This window comes from Ensifer sp. Root278, assembly GCF_001429285.1.
Classification (GTDB): domain Bacteria; phylum Pseudomonadota; class Alphaproteobacteria; order Rhizobiales; family Rhizobiaceae; genus Ensifer.
The window spans coordinates 297282-323194 of record NZ_LMJJ01000043.1; the positions used below are offsets into that span (position 1 = coordinate 297282).

Annotated in this window: 23 protein-coding genes; 14 read left to right on the forward strand and 9 right to left on the reverse strand. The window is 63.2% G+C overall.

Features of this window, described 5'->3' with window-relative positions:
- The first annotated feature begins 42 nt into the window (after positions 1 to 42).
- Complete coding sequence (locus tag ASE60_RS30585) at positions 43 to 990, forward strand: AraC family transcriptional regulator (RefSeq protein ID WP_057255352.1); 948 nt, start codon at positions 43 to 45, stop codon at positions 988 to 990.
- Between the two features lie 18 nt (positions 991 to 1008).
- Here the strand turns inward: ASE60_RS30585 and ASE60_RS30590 are convergent, their stop codons facing one another.
- Positions 1009 to 2067, reverse strand: a complete 1059-nt coding sequence (locus tag ASE60_RS30590; protein ID WP_057255353.1) for an adenylate/guanylate cyclase domain-containing protein — start codon at positions 2065 to 2067, stop codon at positions 1009 to 1011.
- 152 nt (positions 2068 to 2219) lie between these two features.
- Between ASE60_RS30590 and ASE60_RS30595 the strand changes: the two genes are divergently transcribed.
- Complete coding sequence (locus ASE60_RS30595) at positions 2220 to 2678, forward strand: SRPBCC family protein (protein WP_057255354.1); 459 nt, start codon at positions 2220 to 2222, stop codon at positions 2676 to 2678.
- 17 nt (positions 2679 to 2695) lie between these two features.
- Here the strand turns inward: ASE60_RS30595 and ASE60_RS30600 are convergent, their stop codons facing one another.
- On the reverse strand, positions 2696 to 3157 hold the full coding sequence (locus tag ASE60_RS30600; protein ID WP_112996526.1) for an Lrp/AsnC ligand binding domain-containing protein: 462 nt from the start codon (positions 3155 to 3157) through the stop codon (positions 2696 to 2698).
- A gap of 157 nt (positions 3158 to 3314) precedes the next feature.
- On the opposite strand from ASE60_RS30600, the gene ASE60_RS30605 reads away from it, so the two are divergent.
- Entirely contained in the window at positions 3315 to 4211 is an 897-nt protein-coding gene (locus ASE60_RS30605) for a DMT family transporter (RefSeq protein WP_244495738.1), read from the forward strand.
- A 41-nt stretch (positions 4212 to 4252) separates the two neighbouring features.
- On the opposite strand, the gene ASE60_RS30610 is transcribed toward ASE60_RS30605, so the two are convergent.
- Together ASE60_RS30610 and ASE60_RS30615 are read right to left on the reverse strand one after the other, a co-directional pair.
- Positions 4253 to 5404 carry an efflux RND transporter periplasmic adaptor subunit gene (locus tag ASE60_RS30610; RefSeq protein ID WP_057255357.1) on the reverse strand — a complete coding sequence of 384 codons (1152 nt, stop codon included), beginning with the start codon at positions 5402 to 5404 and terminating at the stop codon, positions 4253 to 4255.
- A gap of 15 nt (positions 5405 to 5419) precedes the next feature.
- Positions 5420 to 8563 (reverse strand): multidrug efflux RND transporter permease subunit, encoded by a 3144-nt coding sequence (locus ASE60_RS30615; protein ID WP_057255358.1) that lies wholly within the window; start codon positions 8561 to 8563, stop codon positions 5420 to 5422.
- A 69-nt stretch (positions 8564 to 8632) separates the two neighbouring features.
- Between ASE60_RS30615 and ASE60_RS36250 the strand changes: the two genes are divergently transcribed.
- Positions 8633 to 9613 (forward strand): TetR/AcrR family transcriptional regulator, encoded by a 981-nt coding sequence (locus ASE60_RS36250; RefSeq protein WP_348272246.1) that lies wholly within the window; start codon positions 8633 to 8635, stop codon positions 9611 to 9613.
- An 11-nt stretch (positions 9614 to 9624) separates the two neighbouring features.
- On the opposite strand, the gene ASE60_RS30625 is transcribed toward ASE60_RS36250, so the two are convergent.
- Together ASE60_RS30625 and ASE60_RS30630 are read right to left on the reverse strand one after the other, a co-directional pair.
- Complete coding sequence (locus tag ASE60_RS30625) at positions 9625 to 10947, reverse strand: MFS transporter (protein WP_057255360.1); 1323 nt, start codon at positions 10945 to 10947, stop codon at positions 9625 to 9627.
- A gap of 54 nt (positions 10948 to 11001) precedes the next feature.
- Positions 11002 to 11277, reverse strand: coding sequence for a metal-sensing transcriptional repressor (locus ASE60_RS30630; RefSeq protein ID WP_057255361.1), 276 nt, complete (start codon positions 11275 to 11277; stop codon positions 11002 to 11004).
- Positions 11278 to 11714: 437 nt separating this feature from the next.
- Between ASE60_RS30630 and ASE60_RS30635 the strand changes: the two genes are divergently transcribed.
- The 5 genes from ASE60_RS30635 to ASE60_RS30655 are packed head-to-tail and all read left to right on the forward strand — an operon-like array spanning position 11715 to position 17140.
- A complete protein-coding gene (locus ASE60_RS30635) occupies positions 11715 to 13292 on the forward strand; it encodes a nickel ABC transporter substrate-binding protein (protein WP_057255362.1) in 1578 nt (525 codons plus the stop codon).
- Between the two features lie 12 nt (positions 13293 to 13304).
- Entirely contained in the window at positions 13305 to 14240 is a 936-nt protein-coding gene (locus ASE60_RS30640) for an ABC transporter permease (protein WP_057255363.1), read from the forward strand.
- Entirely contained in the window at positions 14231 to 15139 is a 909-nt protein-coding gene (locus ASE60_RS30645) for an ABC transporter permease (RefSeq protein ID WP_057255364.1), read from the forward strand. The genes ASE60_RS30640 and ASE60_RS30645 overlap by 10 nt, the downstream gene beginning before the upstream one ends.
- On the forward strand, positions 15132 to 16127 hold the full coding sequence (locus tag ASE60_RS30650; RefSeq protein WP_057255365.1) for an ABC transporter ATP-binding protein: 996 nt from the start codon (positions 15132 to 15134) through the stop codon (positions 16125 to 16127). Before ASE60_RS30645 ends, ASE60_RS30650 begins: the two co-directional genes overlap by 8 nt.
- A complete protein-coding gene (locus ASE60_RS30655; RefSeq protein ID WP_057255366.1) occupies positions 16124 to 17140 on the forward strand; it encodes an ABC transporter ATP-binding protein in 1017 nt (338 codons plus the stop codon). The genes ASE60_RS30650 and ASE60_RS30655 overlap by 4 nt, the downstream gene beginning before the upstream one ends.
- A gap of 279 nt (positions 17141 to 17419) precedes the next feature.
- Here the strand turns inward: ASE60_RS30655 and ASE60_RS30660 are convergent, their stop codons facing one another.
- The 3 genes from ASE60_RS30660 to ASE60_RS30670 form a co-directional block, all read right to left on the reverse strand.
- Positions 17420 to 18379, reverse strand: a complete 960-nt coding sequence (locus ASE60_RS30660; protein ID WP_057255367.1) for a YeeE/YedE thiosulfate transporter family protein — start codon at positions 18377 to 18379, stop codon at positions 17420 to 17422.
- 321 nt (positions 18380 to 18700) lie between these two features.
- Entirely contained in the window at positions 18701 to 19165 is a 465-nt protein-coding gene (locus tag ASE60_RS30665; RefSeq protein ID WP_057255368.1) for an SRPBCC family protein, read from the reverse strand.
- A 290-nt stretch (positions 19166 to 19455) separates the two neighbouring features.
- Positions 19456 to 20817 (reverse strand): dicarboxylate/amino acid:cation symporter, encoded by a 1362-nt coding sequence (locus ASE60_RS30670; RefSeq protein ID WP_057255369.1) that lies wholly within the window; start codon positions 20815 to 20817, stop codon positions 19456 to 19458.
- A 551-nt stretch (positions 20818 to 21368) separates the two neighbouring features.
- Here ASE60_RS30670 and ASE60_RS30675 point away from each other — a divergent pair.
- The 5 genes from ASE60_RS30675 (at position 21369) to ASE60_RS30695 (ending at position 25897) form a co-directional block, all read left to right on the forward strand.
- Complete coding sequence (locus ASE60_RS30675; protein WP_057255370.1) at positions 21369 to 22721, forward strand: LLM class flavin-dependent oxidoreductase; 1353 nt, start codon at positions 21369 to 21371, stop codon at positions 22719 to 22721.
- 9 nt (positions 22722 to 22730) lie between these two features.
- Positions 22731 to 23594 carry an ABC transporter permease gene (locus ASE60_RS30680; RefSeq protein ID WP_057255371.1) on the forward strand — a complete coding sequence of 288 codons (864 nt, stop codon included), beginning with the start codon at positions 22731 to 22733 and terminating at the stop codon, positions 23592 to 23594.
- 40 nt (positions 23595 to 23634) lie between these two features.
- Complete coding sequence (locus ASE60_RS30685) at positions 23635 to 24618, forward strand: ABC transporter substrate-binding protein (protein ID WP_057255372.1); 984 nt, start codon at positions 23635 to 23637, stop codon at positions 24616 to 24618.
- Positions 24619 to 24627: 9 nt separating this feature from the next.
- Complete coding sequence (locus tag ASE60_RS30690; protein WP_057255373.1) at positions 24628 to 25398, forward strand: ABC transporter ATP-binding protein; 771 nt, start codon at positions 24628 to 24630, stop codon at positions 25396 to 25398.
- 121 nt (positions 25399 to 25519) lie between these two features.
- Positions 25520 to 25897, forward strand: a complete 378-nt coding sequence (locus ASE60_RS30695; protein WP_057255374.1) for a hypothetical protein — start codon at positions 25520 to 25522, stop codon at positions 25895 to 25897.
- Positions 25898 to 25913: the final 16 nt, after the last annotated feature.

A 25913-nucleotide genomic window follows, 5' to 3' on the forward strand; every position in this document is an offset into this window, starting at 1 on the left:
TGAATGCTTGATAATCCGTAGTCCTTTCGCCATAGTTCAGAAATGGACCAGGATCCGCTTTCCTCCATCCTGTCGCTGATCGAAGCCCGCGCGGTTTATGCCGGCGGCTTCAGTGCCGGCGGCGATTGGGCAATCCGCTTTCCGCCGCCGGAGAAGATCAAGTTCTTCGCCATTGCCCGCGGCGCCTGCCTGCTTGCTGTCGATGGCCTCGGCGATCCGCTTCAGCTTGATTGTGGCGATGTCGTGCTGCTGTCGGCGCCGGCTCCGTTCACGATCGCCAGCGCAGATGGAATTTCTCCCGTTGATGCCTATGAGCTCTATACCGAAGGCAAGCGCATGGCGTCCCTCGGGCAGGGGGACGACTTCCTGTTCATGGGTGGCCATATCGACCTCGGCACCACAAGCAGCCGCCTGCTCATCGACAATCTGCCGCCGGTCATTCACCTGCGCCGCGATGATGCCGGGGTGGATCAGTTGCAATGGCTCATCCGCGAGCTGGTGCAGGAAACCATGGCCGCAGCGCCCGGTGCAGATGCCGCGTGCTCGGGCCTTGCCCATCTGATGTTCCTGCAGATCCTCAGGGGCTATCTGTCACGGGAGCGTGGCGTCGATGTCGGCTGGCTGCGCGCCGCATGCGATCCGAAGCTGGCGCCGGCGCTCTCACTGATGCATGGCGACCCGACACGCAACTGGCATCTGCCGGAACTGGCCCGCGCTGCGGCCATGTCGCGCACTGCCTTTGCCACCTATTTCAAGGCCGTCGCGGGCATTGCTCCGCTCAGCTATCTCGCCGAATGGCGCATGCGGCTGGCGGAGCGAAAGCTACAGGATGGTGGCCAGTCTGTGGCGACGGTCGCGCAATCCGTCGGCTACGCCTCCGAAGCCGCCTTCAGCACCGCGTTCAAGCGCATCATGGGCCGCTCGCCACGGCAGCGCGCCAAGACTGGACGTCAGGTCTCGCCGGATCAGCTGTTGCCGGTCACGCTCTGACCTTTGGCCGGAGTGCCCTCAGGCATCCGGCAGGGTGAAGACGGTGCAGGGCGCTGCGATCCCACGCAATTTATGATCGCCGAGGGGTAGGAGCGGCGTCGTCGTGACGTTGGCGACGGCGCCTGAGATCAATACGGACCGGCCAAGCGGCCGACACAGGCCTTCCAGGCGGCTGACGAGGTTCACCGCCGCGCCGATGGCGGTGAAATCGAGCCGGTCGGCTGCGCCGATATTGCCCCAGAGAATGTCGCCGAGATGCAGCGCCACGCCGAAGGAGAGCGGCGGCAGACCCTCGGCCTGCCTTGCAGCATCGAGATGCGCCATGCCGGCGCGGGCGGCGGTCACCGCGCGCAAGGCCGCGTCACACGCCTCGGTCGGCGAACCACTGACCGGAAAGATCGCCAGGACGCCGTCGCCGATGAATTTCAGCACCTCGCCGCCGAAGGCGTGGATCGCGCCGGCCACCCGATCGAACCAGGCGTCGAGGGCCGCAATCACCAAAGCGGGCTCCGTTGTTTCGGACAAACCCGTGAAATTGCGAAGATCGGCGTAGAACAATGCGGCGCGAATGGTCTCGCCGGTGCCGCGGGTCAGCTCCCCGGCTCGGACGCGGGCGGCACTGCGACGGCCGAGATAGGCTTCGAGCAGGGCGGCGAGCGCTGCCCGCTCGGCGAGTGCCACCAAGGGAGCGACGGCGAAGCGTGCGACCTGACGAAGCCTAGCGGTTTCTGCCGGGTCGAAAGGCCGGGTTCCGGCCCAGCCGAGCCTCGCCCGGTCCGTCCCCGAACTGGTCGATTGTTCAAGCACCGGCCCGAGACCGGCCAGCCAGTCATGTCCTGCCCGATCGGATACCGCGCCCGCGAAGCCCAGGCTCTCGATCACGACGCCAGTCTCGGCCCGCCATAGCCAGGTGCGGCGGGCGATGATCGGATGCGGCACGGCCAGAGTGAGCGCACCGCCGGCAAGCGGCAGGTCGTCGGCGACAAGCAGGCGTCCAAGCCCGGACAGGAACCGGTCCGGATCGGGCGAGGCGCTCGCTTCATCCACGAGCCAGGCGAGGGGTGCGGACAAATCCATGGCGAAGAGGATAGAGCCGGGGCTCGTTCCGGCAAGGGGCTGGCCTGCAAGGTGGCGCCAAACGGCACGCGGGTCTATGATCGCGGCAGCCCGGGTTCCGTGCTTCACCTCTCCTGAACCGGCGGGCAGGCCAAACAGCAAAGGGAAGACCGATGCAAGAAGCCCTCGTCGTCCGCCGCGAAACGCGTATTCAGGCGCCGCCCGCCGCGGTGTTCGCTCTCCTGACCGATCCGGAAAAGATCCTCCGCTGGATGGGAACGGAGGCCGACACCAAGGCGGAGCCCGGCGGTCTCTATCTCGTCAACGTAACCGGAGCGCGTTTCGCCCGTGGGTCTTTTCGTGAGGTGGTGCCGGTGCATCGGCTCGCCTACAGCTTCGGCTGGGAGGGCAGTGACATCGTCCCGCCCGGCTCCAGCCTGATCGAGATCGACCTGATCGAACAGCCGGATGGAACCTTGCTGCGTCTCACCCACACGGGATTGCCCAATTCCGAGCAATGCGCCGGCCATGCGGAAGGCTGGGCGCATTATCTGGAACGGTTGGGGCAAGTCGCGTCCGGGCGCGATCCCGGGCCCGATCCCTGGCTCGGCCGTGACGGCAGCAGCAGCTGACGACCTCTCCTGATTGCTTAGATCGGCAGGAGCGCATCCGGCTTCACGTCCCCGACCGACGCGTAGGTGTGCGTCTCTCTGACGCCGGGAAGCGGCAATATCACCCGTTCGAGAAAGTCCTGGAATAGCGACATGTCGCCAATCCGCGCCTTTACGAGATAGTCGAAGCCGCCGATCACCATGTGGCATTCGAGAACCTCCGGTGCCTTTGCGATGGCCTCGGAGAACCGCTCGAAGATATGCGGCGCCGTGTGGTCGAGGCGCACCTGAATGAAGACGACGGTTCCCCGGCCGATCTTCTTCGGATCGAGGATTGCTCGCACCGCTTTCACATAACCCTCGCGGAAGAGGCGCTTGACGCGCTGGCTGGTGCCGGTCGGCGAGAGCCCCACCCGGTTCGCCAGTTCAAGCGTCGTGCGCCGGCCGTCTTCCTGGAGCAGCCTCAGCAGGTTGCGATCGATGGTGTCGAGACCTGCAATTTCCTGATTCACGCAAACTGATCCTCGATAGAGTGCATTTCACTCAGATTCTGCGAAATTAATATATTTAGACACGCTCATTCGAGCAATAGCATGCCGCTTCCGCAGTCCGATAACCGTTTCTGGCCGGACCGATCTCGTCGTCATGGAGGCAAGCGTGCGTGTTCTGTTGGTCGAGCAAGAGGCCGGAAGCAAGAGGTTGGCGATCCTGGCGGGCGTGGTCTTCGTTGCGATCACCACTATCCAGTTCGTTGCCGCCCGCTTCAGCCTGCGCGAACATCTGACCGCCGCCGATATCGTCAGTTTGCGGTTTGCGGGCGCTGCTTTCGCCTTCCTGCCGGTGGTTTGGAAGACCGGGGCTGCGAGGCTGAGGGCACTCGGCTGGCGGAAGGCTGGTTTGCTGGCCCTGCTGACGGGGCTACCCTATCCACTGATCATCAATCAGGGGCTCACCCAGGCGCCGGCCGCCCATGCCGCGGCCCTCTCTCCCGCCTTTATCGTCTTCTTTTCGTTCCTGTTCTCGCGCATCGCGTTCAGGGACAGGGTTTCCGGCCAACGGGTGATCGGCATTGCCGTGATCATGGCGGGGCTCGCGCTGTTCGTCTTTCACGCAGGCATCGGTTCCGGCGACACCTTGCGCGGCGATCTTCTTTTTGCAGGTTCGGGCATCATGTTCGCGGTTTATGCGGTGCTAGTGAGGCTCTGGTCGGTCGATGCGGTCACGGCGACCATCGCCGTGGTCTTCTTTTCCTGTCTGCCTCTGCCGCTGCTGCACATCCTGGCGCCGAGCGGGCTCGGGGCCACGTCGCTGGCGGAAATCGCAACGCAGCTGGTGATCCAGGGGTTCCTTGCCGGTGCCGCTGCCGTCGTCCTCTACACCTTCGTGGTGCGCCAGCTTGGGCCGCAGCCGGCTTCGCTGTTCATGCCGTTCATTCCGGTGACCACCGCCTTGGTCGGCATGGTGGCGCTCGGCGAAATACCGGCGCCTCTGCAATTTGCGGCAATCGCGGTCATCGCGTTTGGAATGATCTTCCCGATCCTGATGCGAGCGTAGCGATCTTTTTGGAAGGATGCTCCGGGGTTGCTAGAGAACGCCTACTTCTGTGCCTGCTCGGCGGGCATCGGCTTGACCGGCGCGCCGGGGAAAATCTTCTGCAGGTTTCCCGCGATCACCTGATCGCCCTCCGCAACGCCTGACGTCAGGCCGATGAGGTCGCCGCTTGTCGGGCCGAGGGTGACCAGCCGCTGCTCGACCGTGTCGCCCTTGCCGACGACATAGATGTATTTGCCGAGCTGGCTCGAGCCGAGTGCCGTTTCCGGCACCATCAGCACATTTGGTTCGTCGCGGACTTTCAGCCGCACGCGGACATATTGGCCAGGTAGCAGGGTCAGATCGGTATTGTCGATCGTCACGCGCGCGATGACCGTTCCGGTATTGCCCTCGACCGTATTGTTGATGAAGCTGAGGTCGCCCCGATAGCGCGGCTCCTCGTCGCCGGGAAGAAGCACTTCGGCCTCCACCTTGCCCTTTGCCCGAGCCTTTTGGATGTCGGCGAGTTCCGTTTCGCTCGGGTTGAACGAGACATAGATCGGCGAAAGCTGCACGAGGTTATTGAGGGGCGTTCCGGTGGTATTGCTGACGAGCGTTCCCTCAGAAGCCTGGTTGCGGCCAAGCCGGCCGGCGAAGGGCGCTCGTATTTCGGTGTAGTCGAAGTTGATCTCGGCCGTGCGCACCGCCGCTCGCGACATCGCCAGCGCCGCTTCCGCCTGATGCACGGCGCTCTGGCGCTGGTCGAAACTGTCCTTGTCCAGATAGCCCGTGGTCGCGAGCTCGTTGCCGCGCGTGAGGTTGGACTGAAGATAGGCAAGCGATGCCTGGTCGCGCTCGACCTGGGCCTTCGCCTGATCGAGTTCTGCGCGATAGTCGCGGGCGTCGATCCGGTAGAGAAGGTCGCCTTCCTTCACATCCGAACCGTCGGGAGCCGCCTGCGATTCGATGTAGCCGGTGATCTTGGCGCGAAGCGTGACGTTGCGGATCGCCTCGGTGCGCGCCGAATAGTCGAGATAGATCGGGATCGTCTTCTTGACCACCGCCGCGACCGGAACGGGCATCGCCTGCTGCGGCGGACCCACCGCCGCGCCGGCGTCTCCGCCTTTCAGCTCAAAGCCGCCGTTCTTGTAGTGATAGGCTGCAGCGAGGGCGGCGATCGCGACCGCTGCGGCAAGGACCAGTCTCGAACCACGCATGTCAGGCTCCAATTCCTATTCCGCCGCCTCCGGCTCGCGGCTCTGGCCGAACGGCTTCGAGGACGTACGCTCGCGCCATTGCTCGATGACCGCGTAGAACACCGGGACGAAGATGAGTGTGAGAATGGTCGCTGCCAACATGCCGCCGAAGACGGTGGTGCCGATCGACTGGCGGCTCGCCGCACCCGCGCCTCTGGCATACATCAGCGGCAGCACACCGAGGATGAAGGCAAAGGCTGTCATCAGGATCGGCCGCAGGCGCAGGCGCGCCGCTTCCGCTGCGGCCGCGACCACGTCGAGACCCTCCTCGCGTCGTCGTCTTGCGAACTCGACGATCAGGATGGCGTTCTTGGCGGCAAGTCCTACCAGCATCACGAAACCGATCTGCGAATAGACGTCGATCTGCAGTCCGCGCAGCCATAGCGCCGAAAGCGCCCCCAAAAGCGCGAGCGGCACCGAAAGCAGCACCATAAACGGCATCGACCAGCTTTCGTACTGGGCGGCCAGGATCAGGAAGCAGAAAACGAGCGCGAGCGCAAAGACGAGCGCGGCGATCGAGCCTGCGCGGATCTCCTGATAGGTAATGCCGGTCCACTCGAATGTGTAGTCCCGCGGCAGCGTCGTGCGGGCGACGCGCTCCATCGCCGCCACCGCCTGGCTCGAGCTGAAGCCGGGCGCTGCCGCGCCGTTGATCAGCGCCGAGGGGTAATTGTTGTAGTGCGTGATGGTCTCGGGGCCGACCGTCGGCTTGAAGGTTCCGAGCGTGTTGAGCGGCACCATTTCGCCTTCGGTGTTGCGCACATAGAGGCGGGAAAGATCCGTCGCCGAGGCCCGCGCACCCTGGTCGGCCTGCAGCGTCACGCGGAAGGTGCGGCCGAAGATGTTGAAGTCGTTGACATAGAGCGAGCCGAAATAGATCTGCAGCGTGCTGAAGATGTCCGGCAGGCTCAGGCCCAGCAGCTTCGCCTTGTCGCGGTCGAGGTCATAGTCGAATTGCGGGCTCGAGGTGCTGAAGGTGGTGAAGAGCTGGTAGGGATTGATCTCCGGCTGCTTGCGCGCCTCGGCAATCAGTGCCTGGGTCGCGTCGCTCAGCGCCTGCGCACTGCGCCCGCCGAGATCCTCGACCTGGAATTCGAAGCCGCCTGTCGCGCCGAGCCCCTGGATCGACGGCGGATCGAAGGCAAGCACCAGCGCATCCGGGATCTGCAGCAGTTGCGGCATTACGGCCTCGCGTAGCGCCGAGGCGCCCTGTTCGGGGGGACGTTCGTCCCATGGCTTCAAGACGGCGAACTGCACGGCGGAATTCGACTGGGCGGCAAAGGACAGGAAATTGAAGCCGACGACGGAGCCGACGAAATCGACGCCGGCGGTGCCGCGCAGGATCTCCTCCGATCGCCGCGCAACGGCCTCGGTTCTTTCAAGCGAGGCGCCGTCCGGCAGCTGGATGACGACGAAGAAATAGCCCTGGTCCTCGACCGGCAGGAAGGTCGACGGAATGCGCTGCCACAAGGCATAGGTGGACCCGATCGCGACGAGGAAAAGGGCAAACAGCGCCCAGCGCCAGCGCACGAGCCCCGCGACGCTGCGCGCATAACCGTGCGACAACGCATGGAAGCCCGAATTGAACCAGCGGAAGAGGGCGAAGCGCGGCTCGCCGCGATAGCGAAGGAACGCGGCGCTCAAGGCCGGGCTGAGCGTCAGCGAATTGAAGGCGGAGAACGCGACGGAGATCGCAACCGTCAGAGCGAACTGGTTATAAAGGCTGCCGGCGACGCCCGGAATGAAGGCGACCGGGATGAACACGGCGAGCAGCACGGCTGTCGTGGCAATGATCGGGCCGGTCACCTCCTGCATGGCCTTTTTGGTGGCGGCAAGCGGCGGCAAGCCGGCCTCGAGCTGGCGTTCGACGTTCTCGACGACGACGATCGCGTCGTCGACCACCAGCCCGATGGCAAGCACCATGCCGAGCAGGCTCAGCATGTTGAGCGAGAAGCCGAAGAGATACATGACGACGAGCGTCGCGATCAGCGAGACCGGAATGGCGATCGTCGGGATGATGGTGGTGCGCAGGTTCTGCAGGAAGATGAAGACGACGAAAACGACGAGGGCAAGCGCCTCGAGCAGGGTGAAGACCACATCCTTCATCGCCGCCGAGACGAAACGCGTGGTGTCGTAGAACATGTGATAGGCGATGCCGGCGGGGAAGCGCTGCGACAGCTCGTCCATTTTCGCCTGCACGCGGCTCTGCAGGTCGAGCGCGTTGGAGCCCGGCGCCTGGAAGACGGCAAGCACGACGCTCTCCTTGCCGTTGAAGGTGACCGATGACGAGTAGAGAAGGGCGCCGAGTTCGATGCGTGCGATGTCGCGCAATCTGGTTGTCGCGCCGGTCGTCTGGTCGGCCCGAAGCACGATGTCACCGAACTGCGAGGGATCGCTCAAGCGCCCGAGCGCGTTGATCTGCATCTCGAAGGGCGTGCCTGCTGGCGCCGGCGACTGCCCGATCTTGCCGCCTGCGACCTGGATATTCTGCTCGGCGATGACGTTCTGGACGTCGACGGCGGTGATGCCGAGATTGGCCATGCGATCCGGATCGAGCCAGACGCGCATCGAATAGCGGCGCTCACCGAAAAGCTGCACGTCCCCGACGCCCGGCAGGCGCTTCAGCGGATCGAGAATCTGCAGGTAGGCGTAATTGCTGACCGAGGCGAAATCGACCGAATTGTCCGGCGAATCCAGGCTGACGAGCACGGTGAAATTGGGGATCTGCTTGGCGATGGTGACGCCGGTCTGGTTGACGAGCGCGGGAAGCGACGAGGCCGCCTGGGAGACGCGGTTCTGGACGTCGAGCGCCGCGGCGTCGATCGGATAACCCACTTCGAAGGAAATGATGATGCGCGACGAGCCGTCGTTCGAACTCGTCGAGGTCATGTAGAGCATGCCCGGCACGCCGTTGATCTGCTGTTCGAGCGGTGTCGTCACCGTGTCGGCGACCACCTGGGCGCTGGCACCCGGATAATTGGCGGCCACCACGATCTGCGGCGGCGTCACATCGGGAAACTGTGAGATCGGCAGCAGGAAATAGCAAATGCCGCCGGCAAGCGTCATGATGATCGCGATGGCCGATGCGAAGATCGGCCGGTGAATGAAGAAGTCGATCATGGCGGGATCGATCCTTTGCAGGCGCTGCCATCCTGGCGGGCGGCATAACGGAGCATTTCGAACCTGTGCATGCGCACGCCCGCCGCGCCGACCTTCCGGTCCGCGACGTTCTCCTCAGCTTTCGGCCCATCCAGCATGCGCATCGTAAGGCTCCAGCACGAGATCCTGATGGGCCGGATCGACCCAAAACACGAGCGTTATCGAATCTTAAAAGTCTCTGCGGTGTGCGCTCTGGCTAAAAGACGCCTGACGACCGCGCTCACCGACACTGGGCTAGAAATTATTCTGCGGTTACCGCCGTCTCCAGAAGGCCTTCGCGGCAAGCGGCCACTCTTCTGTGCCGCGTTGGCGAAAATGTTACTGGTCGGTAACAGCGTTGCATGTTATCGACCAATAACAGGGCGTCAAGGGCAAGATTTTTCACGCCGACCACGCCGGGCCAATGCGATGACAACGGATTTCTGCAAGCCATCACGTCGTTCGCCGCGCGATCGCATCGTCGAGGCTGCGCGAGACCTCTTTCGCCGGCACGGCATTCGCGGAACCGGCGTCGATGCGATCGCCGATGCCGCCGACAGCAACAAGATGACGCTCTACCGCCATTTCAATTCGAAGGATGAGCTGATCGTCGAATGCCTGCGGCGTGCGGGAATGGAGATGGACGGCTTCTGGCAAGAGCTGGAAGACGCGTACCCGGGCGACGGGCTAGGGCAGCTCAGGGCCTGGGTTCGGCGGATCGCCGACCATCTCGGTGACGACAAGTGCCAATGCGAAATGATGAGCGCCGCCGTGCAACTGACCGACGAGGATCATCCCGGGCGCTCGGTGATCCGCATGTTCAAGGATGCGCAACGCGACCGCGTCGTGGAACTCTGCCGCAGGGCCGGCGTCGCGCATGCGGAACTGCTTTGCGACACGTTGCTGCTGTTGATCGAGGGCGCGCGCGCCGCTCAGCAAAGCAGCGGTGCCGAAGGGCCGAGCGCCCGTTTTGCGGAGATCGCCGACGCGGCGATCCTGTCCTTTGCCGGCAGCGGTGACGCTTTCAAGTAGCCGTCGTTTGCCTATCGCTCGGCCGGCCAGTCTGGGTGATGGCTGTCGATCACAAACACATGGGTGTGCCGGTGACCGCTGCCGACGCGCGTGGCACCTGCAAGATGAGGGTGGCCGTCGGCAAGCTCGTGATGAACGTGCTCGATTTCGTCCGGATCCTGCGCCGGCCAGAGCCGGGCCGCCGCGACGATGGCGCCTGCAGCGATGAGGCCAAGCGCTGCAAAGGTTGGCGTGAGCCCGGCCGTCGCACCGAGCCAGCCGGCAAGCGGATAGGTGATCAGCCAGCAGGCATGCGAAAGGGCAAACTGCGCGGCAAAGAGCGCGGGCCTGTCTTCCGGTTGCGCCGAGCGGCGCAGCAGCCGGCCGGATGGTGTCTGTGCCAGCGAATAGCCGAGACCGATGGCGAGCCACAGCGGCAGCAGCGAAACGAAACTTGGGACAAGAGCGCCGATGAACAGGCCGGCGGTGAGGGCCGCTGCACCCGAAAACATGGCGACGCGATCCGGTGTCCTGTCGAGCAGGCGGGGCAACAGCAGCGCCGCGATCATCGAGCCGCCGCCAAAGGCAGCGAGTGCGATGGCTGTGTCAGTCTGGGTGAGCCCGAATTTGGCCTGGACCAAGACCACCGTGTTGACGATGACCATCGATCCGGCAGCCGAGACCGCGAGGTTGAGCGCGAGCAGTCCCCTGAGCCGCGGCGTTGCCAGATAGATGCGCAAGCCCCGCGTCGTCCGGTTGTAGATGCCGCGCCGTTCCGTCGCCTTCGGACTTGGAAGCGCGACCGAGACGACGAGTGCAGCGGAGGCGAGGAAGCCAATGACCGTGCCGGCAAACAGGTTGTGGAAATTGACGACGGTGAGCAGCGCTGCGGCGAGCATCGGGCTTGCGACGCTCTCGAGGTCATAGGCAAGCCGCGAGAGCGACAGGGCGCGCGTATATTCCCTTTCATCCGGCAGCACATCCGGAATCGTTGCCTGGAAGGTGGGGGTAAAGGCGGCCGACGCCGACTGCAGCACGAAGATCAGCACATAGACCTGCCAGATCTCGGTCACGAACGGCAGGAAGAGCGCAACGGCAGCGCGCACCAGATCGAGGCAGACGAGCATCGTGCGACGCGGAAGCCGCTCCGCAAAGGCGGCGGCGATCGGCGCCACGCCGACATAGGCGATCATCTTGATCGCGAGTGCCGTGCCCAGGACGGCGCCCGCCTCGGCGCCTGCCAGATCATAGGCGAGAAGCCCGAGCGCGACAGTCGCAAGACCGGTTCCGACCAGCGCGATCACCTGCGCCAGAAACAGATGGCGGTACGTGCGGTTTGCGAGGATCTGCAGCATGATGTTTGGGCTCGCTCGTTCGGTGGCGGTTGCAGTCGGGCCGGGCGTGGTCGTTCAGAGATACTTTGTGATCGCCTTGAACTCGTCGATGGAGTGGCGCTGATCACGCGGAAGCGCACCGATCGTGTCTTCCAGGCAATGGTCCAGATGATCCTGGATCAGGGTTCGTTTCGCCTGGCTGATCGCCTTCTCAACCGCGTGGAGCTGCTGGGCGATGTCGAGGCAGGGGCGGCCGCCCTCGATCATGGCAATGACGCTCTTCAGGTGCCCTTCGGCGCGCTTCAGCCGCTTGACGATCTCGGAGTGGGTATCGTGTCTGTGTTCGCTCATGCTCGTAACCTATCCCCCTGGAGGGGATATATCAAGGGATGCTTGCGGAGATAGCGCTGCCCCTCAGGCGCGGGTATCGCCTTGGCGCTATTCAACTCGCGCGAACGCAACGACAAGTGAAGTAGCTGTCTTCATATTGCATACAATTTGAATCCGGCAATCTTCGGAGATTTCAAGCCGAGGAAGGTCGATTTGACTGATAAATCCCCGTTTCCGAATCCATTTTTGATCAAATGAGCCGAGAAGCGGGAGAGTTCTTGCCAACTTCGATGCGCCAGACCTGGTCGCTTTTCACTCAAGGTTCAAAATGCCTACAATCGAAAATACGATATTGACGCAAGATTGCATACATGAGACAGTTCTTTTGTCTATACAAAACGGTGTGGAGGCCGCTTGTATCGACGGCGCGAGGAGCGCCCACAAGGAGGAGAAAATTCATGTCAGTGAAGAGACGTACGTTCCTGCAAGGGGCTGTCGGCGCTATCGGCTTGGCCATCGCACAGGGTGCCTTGTCGAAAATCGCCTATGCGCAGGGTGCAGCCGGCACGCTTCGGGTCGCCATCGCCAAGCCTGCCGGCAATCTCGATCCGCAGAGCCACTATGCCATCTGGGCGATCCAGGATTTGATGTTCGAACCGCTCGTGAAATACGGCAAGGGCGGCCAGATCGAACCGTGCCTGGCGACCGACTGGAAGATCGAGGACGGTGGAAAAACGCTGCATCTGACGTTGCGTCAGGGCGTCACGTTTCAGGACGGCACCAAGTTCGATGCTGCCTCGTGCAAATGGAATCTCGAGCGCTGGATGGGGCTCGACCAGTTCAGCTGGATGAATTGCTCAAAACACTTCCAGTCGCTTGAGGTGGTCGACGACTACCACGTCACCCTGCATTTCAAGGAGCCGGTTCTCGCGCTGATGCAGGAGCTTTCCTACACCCGGCCGACGCGCTTTCTTTCGCCCAAATCGGTTGGCGCTGATGGCAAGTTCAAGGAGCCTGTGGGCACCGGGCCGTGGCGTCAGATCAGCGCCGACGATACGCAGAGCGTCTTCGAGCATCACGAAGGTTACTGGGGCGAGTTGCCATCCTATGAACGCCTTGAAGCCAAGGTCGTCCCCGATGCACGGTCGCGGGTTGCAGCGCTGCGTGCCGGCGAGCTTGACCTGATCGGCGGCTTCTGGATCGCGCCGCTCACCCCGGAAGAAGGCAAGCAGCTCGAGGCGGCCGGCTTCAATGTCGTCGTCGATCCGGGCAATGTCACGCTGGTGATGGCCTATAATCCGGACCGCGCCGAGGCGCTCAAGGATCCGGCGGTGCGAAGGGCCGTCAGCATCGGCATCGATCGCGCGGCGATCTCCAAGGTGCTCTACCACGGCTACGCCAAGCCCGCCGGCAACATGTTCTCCAGCGCTTTGCCCTATGCTGGAACGCAGAGTGATGCACCGGTTCGCGATGCGGCGGCCGCCTCGGCCCTGCTCGAAAAGGCCGGCTGGACGGGAAGCCCCATAAGGTCCAAGGACGGCAAGCCGCTGACGCTCGAACTGGTCGTCAGCCCGGACGCCGTCCCGGGATCGCGCGTCATTGCCGAAGTCATCCAGTCCGAGATGAAGGAGATCGGCATCGACCTGGTGATCCGTTCGGTCGACCATGCCTCCAAGCACACCGACATGCTGGAGCAGAAGTATGACCTCGGCTTCTTCCTGACCTACGGCGCGCCATACGATCCTTTCGGCTCGATCGTGGGGCTGTGCCTGTCGACCTTCCACAATGACGTCGAGGGCAAGCTGGTCACCGATCCGGTTAATCTGGATCCATTGATCAACGCGGCGATGGCGGCAACGGGGGACCAGATTCAGCCGACTATCCAGAAGGTCTACGACTGGCTCAGGGACAACGACGCGATTGCGCCGCTGGTCTACGTGCCGAGCATCTGGGCGCATTCCAAGCGGGTCCACGGCTTTTCGAGCCCGGTCACCGAATACGACATGCCCTACGAAAACGTTCTGCTGGCCGAGTAAGAGGAGGGTACCTTGATCCACTTCATCAGCAAGCGGCTGAAGCATTCCCTGGTCCTTTTGTTCATGGCGTCCCTTGTTTGCTTCACCCTCGTGGTTTCGGCACCCGGTAATGTTGCAGTCTTGATTGCCGAGCTTCGCGGGGCGGTCGCAACACCGGGTTACGTCGAACAGGTTGCCGAAGAGATAGGACTGCATAAGCCATTGCTGATGCGCTACGTGGATTGGCTGGGCGATGCGGTTCGCGGAGATTTCGGCATCTCCTACAGAACGGGAACGAACGTCAGCGCGGACCTCGCGAACCGTATGTTCGTGACGGGAACGCTGATTGCGGGCTCGGCCGTGATCGCCACCCTCATCAGCCTGGCCTTGGGGTTCCTCGGTGCCTTCTGGCCCTACAAATTGCCGGATCGCGTTTCGCGCGGTCTGGCGCTCCTCGGCGCATCGACCCCGACGTTCTTCGTCGGCGCGCTGATGATCTACGCCTTCTCCGTCACCTTCCAGCTCCTGCCATCGTTCGGTTTCAATGGTCCGAAAAGCTGGATCCTGCCATGGCTCACCGTCGCCGTTCTGCCGGCTGCCGTTCTCAGTCGTGTCGTGCGGGTGGGTCTGGAAGAGGCGATGACGAGTCCCTTCGTTCTGACCGCGAAAAGCAAGGGCCTCGGCCGCACCGCCATCTTGTTCCGTGAGGCGTTGCCCAACATCACACCCCTCTTCATCAACGCGCTCGGCACCCAGGTCGGTTTGATGACCGCGACCGCCATCATCGTCGAACCGCTGTTCGCCTGGCAGGGCCTGGGAGATTATTTCCTCGCCGGCGTGCGCTTCCGCGATTTCATGGTGGTGCAGGCGTGCCTGCTCATCTTCCTCACTTTCTTCATCGTGGTGAACCTGATCGTCGATCTGGCCGTCCTGCTGACCGATCCGCGCATTCGTCGCCAATGGAGCTGACCATGAACATGCTCAATCCCATTTTTGCCCGATTGAACAAGATGCCGCGCGCGGCACTGATCACCATCGGCCTATTCGTTGCTCTCGGCACCTTCGCGCCCTGGCTTGCACCCCAGGATCCGAGCACCCAGAGCCTGCTCGATGCCGGACTTGGTCCGTCCGCCGCTCACTGGCTCGGAACCGACCACCTCGGACGCGATACCTTCAGCCGGTTGATCATCGCCGCAAACACTTCGCTCGTCAGCGTGGGCTCGGTTCTCGGCGTCGCCATGACCATCGGCATCCTGCTCGGAACGATCGCCGGCTATCATCGCGGCTGGGTCGATGACCTCTTGATGCGCGTCGTCGATGTCGGTCTCTCCATTCCGAGCCTGATCATCTCGCTCGCCGTCATCGGCATCGTCGGCCCCGGATACTGGACCATGGTGCTGGCACTGGCGCTTGCCTGGTGGCCGATGAGCGGCCGCATCAGCCGGGCCGTCGCAGTCAGCATCATGAGCAAGCCGCATATCGAGGCCTTGCGGGTGCTGGGCGCCAGCCCCTGGCGCATCTACTTCGGTCACCTTCTGCCAGGGACGATCGGTGCGGTGATGGTCTATGCGACGGCAGACGCCGGCACGGCTGCGCTCGCGGTCGCGACGCTGAGCTTCCTCGGCCTCGGCATCCAGCCGCCGACGCCGGAATGGGGGCAGATGCTCGTGGATGCGCTGCCCTATCTCGAATCCGACCCGCGCCAGGTGCTGCTGCCGGGCCTCGCCCTCACAGCCGCCGTCATCGGCTTCAACACGCTCGGGGAATCCATCGCGCTCAACCGCATTCCGAAACCGCTGACACGGCGCATGCTCGCAATCCGTCGGGCCGAGGTCGCAAGCTGGGGCAAGGAGAATTCCGATGCATGACGAACCGCTCCTTGAGGTCAGGAACCTGACGGTCAACCTGCTGACCGCGAAATCGGCAGTACGCCCGGTCGACGGCGTCAGCTATTCGGTCCGGCAAGGCGAATGTCTTGCCATCGTCGGCGAAAGCGGTAGCGGCAAGACGGTGATGAATTTCGCGCCGCTCGGGCTGATGCCAACAGGCGTGACGACTATGCTCTCCGGCTCCGTCAAGCTCGAGGGTCGCGAGCTGATCGGCCTGCCCGAGGCTGAGATCCAGAAACTGCGCGGCAAGTCCGTCGGTTTCATCTTTCAGGACCCGATGAGCGCGCTCAATCCGGTACGCCGGATCGGGCGGCAGATCGCCGAGATGGCCGAACTGCATCTCGACGTGACGCCGAGGGCCGCGGAAGCGCGTGCGTTGGAACTTGTAAAACTCGTCGGCATCTCCGACCCGGTGGCACGGCTTCGGCAGTATCCGCACGAGCTCTCCGGCGGCTTGCGGCAACGCATCGTCATTGCCATTGCGCTTGCCGGCGAGCCGAAGCTCCTGATTGCCGACGAGCCGACGACCGCACTCGACGTGACGGTTCAGGCGCAGATCCTGCGGCTGCTCAAGGACGTGCAGCGTCGGCTGAACATGGCGATGGTGCTGATTACCCACGACATGGGCGTGGTCGCGGGTGCAGCCGACAACATCGTCGTCATGTATGCGGCGCGCGCTGCCGAATGCGGTCCGGTGGACAAGGTGCTGGTGAGCCCGCGTCACCCCTACACGCAGGGCCTGATCAACGCGATACCGCGGCGAGAGGACCCAATCGGATCGGAGTTCCGGGGGCTTCCCGGCATTCCGCCGACGCTCGGTGCACCGATCAAAGGCTGCGCTCTTGCGCCGCGCTGCGAACTCGCCGTCCCTGCATGCAGCAACAGCCGCCCTCCGTTGGTCCGGTCGGACGACAGCGCGGTTCTCGTGGCTTGCCCTGTCGTCAATCAAGGAAAGGCTGCCGCATGACACAAGCACCTGTTCTTAAAGTTGAAGACCTGCAGACGCGCTTCAAGAGCGTTCAGCGGGGCAAATTTGTCCATGCCGTCGACGATGTCTCGATCGAACTCTATCCGGGCGAGATCGTCGGGTTGGTCGGCGAATCCGGCTGCGGCAAGTCGACCCTCGGGCGCACCATCGTCGGGCTCGAGAAGGCAAGCAGCGGCCGCGTGCTTCTCGACGGCGTCGATCTCAGCGCTCTCTCCGGGGCCGCCCTGCGCGACAGCCGCCGGGCGCTGCAATACGTCTTCCAGGATCCCTATTCGTCTCTGAACGATCGACAGACCGTGGGCGAGGCGATCGACGAAGCGCTGGTGATCGCCGGCACCCGATCGCCGGAGGAGCGGGATCGCCGCACCAAGGAGCTCCTGGATCAGGTGGGCCTCGCATCCGCGGTCAGGGACCGTCACACGCGCGAGCTCTCGGGCGGTCAGCGCCAGCGCGTGGCGATTGCCAGATCGCTTGCCGTGAACCCGCGCGTGTTGATCTGCGATGAACCGGTGAGCGCGCTCGATCTCTCGATCCGTGCACAGGTGATGAACCTCTTCCTGCGGCTGCAGAAGGATCTGGGCGTGGCATGCCTGTTCATTGCCCATGATCTTGCGCTGGTGCGGCAGGCGGCGTCGCGTGTCTACGTCATGTATCTCGGCAGGATCGTCGAGCATGGCTCGTCAAAGGAGCTTTATGACCGTCCGAGCCACCCCTATTCGCAGATGCTGCTGGCATCGGCGCCCGAGGTGGATCCGCGGATCGAGAAGCACCGCAGGGGACCGTTGATGATCGGCGAAGTTCCCAGTCCGACAAACCCGCCGTCGGGCTGCCGGTTCCGAACCCGTTGCCCTCTTGCCGTCGACGATTGCGCTAAGGCGCTGCCGCCATCCCGGGTGCTTTCGCCGGGGCATACGGCGGCCTGCACTTTCGCCGCGGATCTCCACCGCGGCAATCGAACGGCTCTCGTTCAACAGGAGATGTCGGCGCCATAGAGCCGGGAGCGGCTCGCCTCAGAGCCACCGGTCCGGACGTTGCCTGCTTCGAATCCCAAGTTCCCTCGCATCCTTAAGCTGGGGATGCGCGCCTGCCCCGCCATCGAGCGGGGCCTTTTTTTGTTCGGATAGACGTGTGGACCGCACCGCGGTGTCGCGGACGCGATCAACATGGACGCACTAGCACTTTGATTCTAGAGGATCTTATCCGCGTTCTGTGCTTCCACTTGAAGGCGGGATGCTCTAGAGGCGGACAAGCATCTTGTCGGTGTAGCAGCGTCATGACCAAGGTTTTGCCACCGAACCGATTTTGACAATGAGCGCGGCAAGCGTCGCAACGAACAGCACGTAGGCGAGCGCCGCCTGCCAGGCCCCTGCGGGCAGACCAATCAGCAGCAGCGTGTCGTTCCCACCGGGAATGAGTAGTGCACCCAGTCCCATAAGGATGCCCGCAAGCGTTCTCTTGACTATGGTCTTCACTGTCGGCCGCTTCAGCATGAATCCATGCTTCCGAAGTCTTGCGGAAACGAGGCTGCCGCCGAACATGCAGACCGAAATCACGGCTCCCGCGACAGGTATCGAAGCGATCGCTCCGACCGATGCGGTGATTGAGAACCCGGGCGCAAGAAGCGTCAGGACCGTAGAGGTGATGCCGATCGCTCCCATCGCTATCGTCAGCCGCCGGAAGTTTGACTCGGATCTGCGTGAAACGCCGAGCCTCAGAGCCATGATCGCCAACAATGCAAGCGCGAGAAGCGCCGCCTCCAGCGGCGGGGGAGCACTTATCGGCGGCTGATCCGAAAGCAGATCAAACAAGGATTCAATGTAGAGGACCGCATAGATCCCGAGAAACGTGAATGCGAATCCGATTTCGCCATTTCCGATATGCCCAACGGACCCGAACACACAAGCGCCGTTCACATAGCTGCCGATCCCAAGCAAAATGGCTGCGGGAACGAGGTAGCCGAGTGGCGACCAGCCCTCCTGCATCATCGGTGCCGTTTCGAGGATTGCGTAGACGAGGGCCGCCCAGACGGCGCATTCGACCAGAGCGATGAAACGTGCCGGCCTCTTGTCCGATACCAACTCCTTCGTGGCGATGACGGTGCAGATCGATCCACGATTCATGGCGAAGCCGAGAACAAATCCGAGCGCCCCGATCAAGGCCATACTTACCCAGATCTCCAAGCTAGTGGCGACAGGGCCCGTGCCTGATATGTTAAGGAGAAATTCACTCATTCGGCAAACGGACTCGCGTCCTGCTCCAGTTTCGGACACATCCAGCGATTCATATTGATCGCCGTCGCTGACATTTCAGCGACCCCAGCAGTGAGGTTCTCCCGCTCCGGCGGGCGCGCAATTGTGCCTCAAATCTTTTTGGGCGGACAGCACTTCGGTGGTTTCGATGCGAACGATCGCTTCGGAAGAGCGGGCGATCCCCCCGGGCGACTTCAAGCCAGACTATTGCCGTTTAGCCAGGTGCCTCCGCCCCGACCTTGGCGTCGCCCGGGCGGGCTGTGCTCTTCCTGTCTTTGGGAAAAGGTGTGCTCAAAATAGCGTTTAGACGCGGGCGAGGCGACGCACGAGACCGCGCCGGCCACGCTCCATGACCACCCCATGGTTCCAACGGAAGATGGGCTTCAGGATGAATGAGAGCGTGATCATCCAGGGCTTGGTGACCTGGACGATCCAGTCGTAGCGCACCCGGCAGCGGGGGCCTTCGCGCTCAAGCGTCCATCGGCCGATGCCGTCAAGCTCCCCTGAGGCCCTGCCTTCGATGAGCGACAGCGGCTCGACCCGCACCGTCTCCACGTTGAAGATCAGTTCATAGGGCAGGGCCGTCACCCATTCCAGCCGGCGAACCGCGCCCACGCCGTGTTCGTCTCCCTCGCGCAGCAGGGAAACCCGCTTGACCGATGGCCACCATTCCGGCCAGGCCTCCGGGGTGCTCAGCTCCCGCCACACGTCTTCGACCGGAGCATCGATGGTCCATTGGGTGATGAGATGAAACTCGGTGAGAGACATCGCCGGTCCTCTTCATAGCCAGAGGACGCAGCACGCCGGCGGCGATGCCTGAGCAAAGCGCAGGGCCCGCCAGCGTACGCGATCCGGCCAAGCACTCAATAAGTCTCGATAGAAGAGACACTGCTCGGCTCGCTTGTGCAAGCTCTGCTTGATCGGCGAAAGGGGGATTTTGCGGCCCGCTGCAAATAGGTGTCTCGCAGGTCGGGTACGTTTGAGTTGATGGTAGTTGCGCACCTTGCCGAGCGGGCACATGCGGGCCGTCGTAGCCCGCATGGTCAATTTTTGGAGCGCTAGGCCGCGCGTGCCGCAGCCACGAGCGGCTCAAGGTCATCGACGACCTTGTCGCCGTTGTAGACGGTCTCGTCGAGAATGCCCTCGCGCTTGGAGACGATCGTCGGCACCAGTGCCTGGCCGGCGACGTTGACCGCCGTGCGGCCCATGTCGAGGATCGGGTCGATGGCGAGTAGCAGGCCGACGCCTTCGAGCGGCAGACCGAGCGTCGAGAGCGTCAGCGTCAGCATGACGGTCGCGCCGGTGAGGCCGGCGGTGGCGGCGGAGCCGAGTACAGAGACGAAGACGATCAGCACATATTCCTGGATGCCGAGTGGCAGCCCGAAGAACTGCGCGATGAAGATCGCCGAGATGGCCGGGTAGATCGCGGCGCAGCCGTCCATTTTGGTGGTCGCGCCGAGCGGTACGGCGAAGGCGGCGTATTCGCGGGGAACGCCGAGGCTCTTTTCGGTCACCGTTTCGGTGACGGGCAGGGTGCCTACGGAAGAACGGGAGACGAAGGCGAGCTGGATCGCCGGCCAGGCGCCGGCAAAGAAGCGCGACGGCTTCAGGCCGTGGCCGATGAGCAGCGCCGGGTAGACGACGAAGAGCACGATCGCAAGGCCGATATAGACAGCCGCGGCATACCAGCCGAGTTGCGCCAGCGTTTCCCAGCCATATTGGGCGACGGCGCGGCCGAGCAGGCCGATCGTGCCGATCGGAGTCAGGCGGATGACCCACCAGAGGATCTTGCGGACGATGGCGAGCAGCGACTGGTTGAAGGCGAGGAACGGCTTGGCGGCATCACCGACCTTCAGCGCAGCGGCACCGACGGCGATCGAAACGACGAGGATCTGCAAGACGTTGAAATTGAGCGAGGTGGTAGCACCCGTGTCGGTGACCTTGGTGCTGGCTTCGAGGCCGAGCACGTTGGCGGGCACCAGGCCCTTCAGGAAATCAAGCCACGAGCCGGAGTAGGAGGGCGCCTTGGCGGCTTCCTGCGAAACGGCAGAGCCGACGCCCGGCTGAAGGATCAGTCCGAGGGCGATGCCGATGACGACGGCAATCAGCGATGTGATCGCGAACCAGAGCAGCGTCTGCCAGACGAGTTTCGCGGCATTCTGCAGCGTCGCCAGATTGGCGATCGAGGCGACGATGGCGGTGAAGACGAGCGGCGGCACGAGGGCGCGCAAAAGCTGGACGAAGATCGAACCGATCGTCTGCAGGGTTACCGTCAGCCAGTTGGCGTTGCCGCTGGCATCGACGCCCATGTTGCGGGCGACGAGGCCGAGCAGCAGGCCGATCACCATGGCCGCGAGGACTTGAAAGCCGAAGGAGGCGTAAATCGATTTCGGGGGAGATTTGATGGTTGCTTGGGACACGTCTTCTACTCTCATTGGATGGCGGTGGCCGCATTTTTGGCAAAGGCCGCCGCAAGTGCCCAAAAAATAGTCGAGTGCCCGATTCAGGATAAGAAACCCTTTGGCTCGAAAACCACTCAGAGTAGAATAATTTCCCCGGTGCGATTGGCTGATTGTCCAGGCACCGCCCGGGTCTCGCGGAGCGACGGTATTTCGGCCGAAGCGGTATGCGCTGCGGCGATATCGCGCGTTCCAGGCTGTGGCCACAGCCGTGGAGAGTCCTCAGGATTGCTCGGCTCACCGCGCTCGCCTCGCAACAAGTCACGGCGCAACCAGCCTTTCTCTCCCAAGCTCTCAGTCCCCCGGTACACGGCGATTGATCTCGCTTTCTGCGCCTGCGTCGAAAATCTTTTCACTTGCCTCGGGCGCACGGGAAATACTCTTTCTCTATAAACATTATGGATAATGTAGCCTGTCTTTCTGGCAGCCAAGGTCGTGGGTCTGGTCGCAGACAGCCCTTCATCCGTGACTTGACGCCCAAGAATTTGCAGCGAGAAGAGGAGAGGATTGAGATGACACGCAGGATCAGGCTTGGAGCATTTCTTCCCGGTGGCGGACAGCATATCGCCGCCTGGCGCCACCCCGACCAGCCGGCCGACGGGGCGACCAGTTTCGAATTTCACAAGCAACTGGCGCTGACGGCGGAACGCGGTCTGTTCGACGCCTATTTCCTGGCAGATGGGCTGGCGATCGGCTTCGGCGGGGCGCGCGAGGGCGGAAACGCCCGGGTGGCGGGCTTCGAGCCGGTGACCCTGTTTTCGGCGCTGGCGCCGCTCACCACCCATCTCGGCTTCATCGCGACCTCGTCGACGACCTATGAAGAGCCCTACACCACGGCACGCAAATTCGCTTCGCTCGATCTCATTTCCGGCGGCCGCGCCGGATGGAATGTGGTGACGACAACGGGCGATGCGACGGCGCAGAACTTCAACCGCGAGACGCAGCTTCCGCATGCCGAACGCTATCGGCGCGCGGCCGAGCATGTCGACGTGGTCACGAAGCTCTGGGACAGCTTCGAGGACGATGCGTTCATTCGCGACAAGCAAACGGGCATCTTCTACGACCCGGCGAAGCTGCACGATACCGACCATCGCGGCGAACATTTCAAGGTGCGCGGCCCGCTCAACATCTCGCGCTCTCCGCAAGGGCATCCTGTCATCGTCCAGGCGGGCCAGTCCGACGACGGTCGCGGGCTGGCGGCCGCGACGGCTGAGGTGATCTTCACTGCGCACCAGCACATTGAGACGGCGCAGGAATTTTATCGCGACATCAAGGCACGTGCGCGCGGTCTCGGCCGCAACCCGGACCACATTCTGGTCATGCCCGGGGTCTCCCCCTTCGTCGGCAGAACGGAGGCCGAAGCGCGCGAAAAGTACGATCGCCTGACCTCGCTCATCGTCGAGGAGGATGGCATCGGCCTGCTCAATGGCCTGACCGGCGGCACGCTCGATCTCCATGGCTACGATCTCGATGGGCCGCTGCCGCCGGCACCGCCAACCGAGGGCATGAAGAGCCGGCAGGCGCTGATCCGCCAGATCGCCGACGAAAACAACTTCAGCATTCGCCAGCTCTATCAATGGATTGCGTCAGCGCGCGGCCACTACACGATCGTCGGAACGGCAGAACAGATCGCCGACACCCTGCAGGAGTGGTTCGAAAACGAAGCGGCCGATGGCTTCAACATCCTGCCGCCCTGGTTTCCGACGGCGCTTGACGACTTTGTCGAGCTGGTGGTCCCGGAACTGCAGCGTCGCGGCCTTTTCCGCACGGCCTATGAGGGTCGGACGCTCCGGGAAAATCTCGGTCTGCCCATTCCCGTCAACCGCTGGGCCGACGTGCGATCGGCCGTTCAGGCAGCAGAGTGAGGTGCGATCATGTCCTACGAACACGTCAACACGTCGCTTGCAGCGAGCTTTGGTCTCGGCCGCGCTGACGGTCAGGTCTCTACAGCCGTCCCGGCCATCGTTTCCCGCTGGCGCGCCCTGCTTGGCTCGATCGTCGCACGCTATGGTGTCGTACTCGGGTTTCTCGCCTTCTGGCAACTTTCCAGCACGCTTGGCTGGGTCAATCCAGCGGTCTTTCCGCCTCTCGATGTGATCCTGTCCACGCTGTGGGGCGGTCTTGCCAGCGGCGCGCTACTGGACGATATCGCCATCAGCCTGCAGCGATCGGGCATCGCCTTTGCGGCCGCTGTCGTAGTCGGCATCCCGCTCGGCCTGTTCATGGGCCAGGTACGGCTTGTCGAACAGGCGCTCGACCCGATCCTGCAGCTCTTTCGCCAGACCTCGGCCCTGGCGCTCTATCCGGTCTTCATCCTGCTGCTCGGCCTCGGCGAGACCTCAAAGGTTTTCGTGATCTTCTGGGCGACGCTGTTTCCGGTCCTGCTTTCGACGATCGGCGGCGTCAAAGAGGTCGACAAGAAGCTGATCGAGATGGCCCGAACCTACGGTGCCGGACCGCGCACCGTGTTCCGCCGCGTGGTGCTGCCTGCCTCGGTGCCGGCGATTTTCGTAGGCCTGCGCCTCTCGGCCACCACGGCGCTTCTGCTGTTGATCGCCGCCGAGATGATCGGCGCCAACAAGGGCATCGGCTTCCAGGTCATGAACGCCCAATACAACTTCCAGATCCCGCTGATGTTCGCGGCGATCCTGTTGCTCGCCCTGCTCGGGCTCGCCGCCAACGCGCTGCTCGTTCTGCTCCAGCGCAACCTCTGCCGCTGGTCGCAACCCAACGCCTGATCGTTTCTTTGCCAGATTTCTCCTTCGAAAGGATATCGATATGACCTTCCATGCCCGCAACCTTCTTCTGTCTGCTGCAATCACCCTCGGCCTTGTCGCACCGGCGGCCGCGGCCGATGACGTGAAGCTGCGCTATCTCGCGAGCCAGGGTGGCCTGTCGGCGCACGAGCTTGCCCAGGAACTCGGATACTTCGAGGGCACCGGCATCACGATCGAGAGCGTCGGCTACGCCACGGGCGGCCCGGCCTCGCTGATCGCGCTGGCCTCGGGCGACGTCGAGATCGGCGGTGCCGCGACGTCCGCCGTCCTGAATTCGATCATCAGCGGCAACGACTTCGTCGCCGCCTATCCCTCGAACGGCATCAATGACGAGGTGCAGTCGATCTTCTACGTGCTCGAAGACAGCCCCATCAAGAGCATCAAGGACATCGCCGGCAAGAGCATTGCCGTCAACACGCTGGGCGCCCATCTCGACTATACGATCCGCGAAGCCCTGCATTCGGTCGGGTTGCCGACAGACGCCGCCAACCAGGTTGTCGTCCCCGGTCCGCAGCTGGAGCAGGTTCTGCGCTCCGGCCAGGTGGATATTTCCGCTTTCGGCTACTGGCAGACGACCTTCGAAGGGGCAGCCCGCAAGAAGGGTGGCCTGCGTGCGATCTTCGACGACACCGATGTGCTCGGCGAGATTGCCGGAGGCTTCGTCGTGCTGCGCCGGGATTTCATCAAGGAACATCCGGAAGCCGCCAAGACCTTCGTCCTGCAGTCGGCCCGTGCGCTGGACTACGCGCGTGAGCATCCCGAGGAAACCAAGGAAATCCTCGCAAAGGCATTGCAGGCGCGTGGCGAAAATCCTGACATCGCCCAGTATTTCCGTGGCTACGGCGTGCGTGCGGGCGGCCTGCCCGTCGAGCGTGACCTTCAGTTCTGGATCGACGTTCTGGTGCGTGAAGGCAAGCTCAAGGAAGGCCAGCTGACGCCAAAGGACGTGCTCTTCGCCGTCGACGGCGCATCGGCCAGCAACTGAGGACCGGCCATGAGCGTTGCCCAGAACCTTCGTCGTGGAGAGGTGGCGATCCGCCATCTCTCCAAGTCCTACCGCCTGAACGGCGCGCCATTGCCCGTCCTCAGGGATATCAACCTCAACATCCGCTCAGGTGAGACGCTCGCGATCGTCGGCGCCAGCGGTTCCGGCAAGACGACCTTGCTGCGGGTTCTGGCAGGGCTCGAGGATCCGGATGCCGGAGAGGTGCTGATCGACGGCAAGCTGACGAAAGGCGTCGGCACCGACCGCGCGGTGATCTTCCAGGAGCCGAGGTTGCTGCCTTGGCTGACGGTGCTCGACAATGTCGGCTTCGGGCTGGAGACGCAGGGGCTCTCGCGCGGCGAGGCGAGGCACCGGGCACGACGCTATGTCCAGCTCGTCGGCCTGCAGCAGTTTGAAAGCGCCTATCCCCGGCAACTCTCCGGCGGCATGGCGCAGCGCGTCGGCATTGCTCGTGCGCTGGCGGTCCAGCCCGAAATCCTGCTGCTCGACGAGCCGCTCGGCGCGCTCGACGCCATGACAAAGATCAGCATGCAGCAGGAACTGGCACGGATCTGGCGGGATGAGGATGTGACGACCGTTCTCGTCACCCATGATCTCGAGGAGGCGATCTACCTCGCCGACCGTATCCTGATCCTGCCACGCGAGAAGGGTGGCGAACCAAGGCTGATCGAGATCGATCTGCCGCGACCCCGCGATCGCAGCGCGCCCGAATTTGTCCGCCACCGCGAAGAACTGCTCAATCTCTTCGGTCTGCATTGAGGCTGCGGCGGAACGGTTGCAGCGATCAGGCGTTTATCTCTCGGGCAGCATCCGACAGGAGGCGCAGCCTGCTGGGCCTCCTGCGCGGGGCCGGATGCGAAGCCGAGACAGGAGCAACGCTATGAGAGTTTCCAAGAGGATGTCATTCGCCGCAATCGTCTTTGCCTTGAGTGGGGCAGCTGGTCCGGTGCTGGCCAACGGCTTTTATACTGGTATCGATCCGCACAATCCGCCAGGCACCCAGAATAGGTTGATGTCGACGGGTCCGTATTATCTCGAGCCCGCACCTGGGCCTGTCTATGTGGAGCCGGCGCCAGGGGCGGTCTATGTCGATCCGATGCCAACAGGCAGTATCTATATGGATCCAGCGCCAGGCTACGTCTATCGCCCGCCGGCACGCACATTGGGCGACGCCCGCCAGCGCTACACGGGTGAGTATCAGAGCGGCGGCGAGGGCGACTACTATCTCGGTGTCGCGCATCCGCCACAGGTTCCTTAAGCCCGCTGCCGCGGAT

Excerpts from the sequence above, each read along its gene's own strand:
- ASE60_RS30585 (WP_057255352.1), top strand. The coding sequence starts at position 43 with ATGGACCAGGATCCGCTTTCCTCCATCCTGTCGCTGATCGAAGCCCGC.
- ASE60_RS30590 (WP_057255353.1), bottom strand. The coding sequence starts at position 2,067 with ATGGATTTGTCCGCACCCCTCGCCTGGCTCGTGGATGAAGCGAGCGCC.
- ASE60_RS30595 (WP_057255354.1), top strand. The coding sequence starts at position 2,220 with ATGCAAGAAGCCCTCGTCGTCCGCCGCGAAACGCGTATTCAGGCGCCG.
- ASE60_RS30610 (WP_057255357.1), bottom strand. The coding sequence starts at position 5,404 with ATGCGTGGTTCGAGACTGGTCCTTGCCGCAGCGGTCGCGATCGCCGCC.
- ASE60_RS30615 (WP_057255358.1), bottom strand. The coding sequence starts at position 8,563 with ATGATCGACTTCTTCATTCACCGGCCGATCTTCGCATCGGCCATCGCG.
- ASE60_RS36250 (WP_348272246.1), top strand. The coding sequence starts at position 8,633 with ATGCGCACGCCCGCCGCGCCGACCTTCCGGTCCGCGACGTTCTCCTCA.
- ASE60_RS30625 (WP_057255360.1), bottom strand. The coding sequence starts at position 10,947 with ATGCTGCAGATCCTCGCAAACCGCACGTACCGCCATCTGTTTCTGGCG.
- ASE60_RS30630 (WP_057255361.1), bottom strand. The coding sequence starts at position 11,277 with ATGAGCGAACACAGACACGATACCCACTCCGAGATCGTCAAGCGGCTG.
- ASE60_RS30635 (WP_057255362.1), top strand. The coding sequence starts at position 11,715 with ATGTCAGTGAAGAGACGTACGTTCCTGCAAGGGGCTGTCGGCGCTATC.
- ASE60_RS30645 (WP_057255364.1), top strand. The coding sequence starts at position 14,231 with ATGGAGCTGACCATGAACATGCTCAATCCCATTTTTGCCCGATTGAAC.
- ASE60_RS30650 (WP_057255365.1), top strand. The coding sequence starts at position 15,132 with ATGCATGACGAACCGCTCCTTGAGGTCAGGAACCTGACGGTCAACCTG.
- ASE60_RS30655 (WP_057255366.1), top strand. The coding sequence starts at position 16,124 with ATGACACAAGCACCTGTTCTTAAAGTTGAAGACCTGCAGACGCGCTTC.
- ASE60_RS30660 (WP_057255367.1), bottom strand. The coding sequence starts at position 18,379 with ATGAGTGAATTTCTCCTTAACATATCAGGCACGGGCCCTGTCGCCACT.
- ASE60_RS30665 (WP_057255368.1), bottom strand. The coding sequence starts at position 19,165 with ATGTCTCTCACCGAGTTTCATCTCATCACCCAATGGACCATCGATGCT.
- ASE60_RS30675 (WP_057255370.1), top strand. The coding sequence starts at position 21,369 with ATGACACGCAGGATCAGGCTTGGAGCATTTCTTCCCGGTGGCGGACAG.
- ASE60_RS30680 (WP_057255371.1), top strand. The coding sequence starts at position 22,731 with ATGTCCTACGAACACGTCAACACGTCGCTTGCAGCGAGCTTTGGTCTC.
- ASE60_RS30685 (WP_057255372.1), top strand. The coding sequence starts at position 23,635 with ATGACCTTCCATGCCCGCAACCTTCTTCTGTCTGCTGCAATCACCCTC.
- ASE60_RS30690 (WP_057255373.1), top strand. The coding sequence starts at position 24,628 with ATGAGCGTTGCCCAGAACCTTCGTCGTGGAGAGGTGGCGATCCGCCAT.
- ASE60_RS30695 (WP_057255374.1), top strand. The coding sequence starts at position 25,520 with ATGAGAGTTTCCAAGAGGATGTCATTCGCCGCAATCGTCTTTGCCTTG.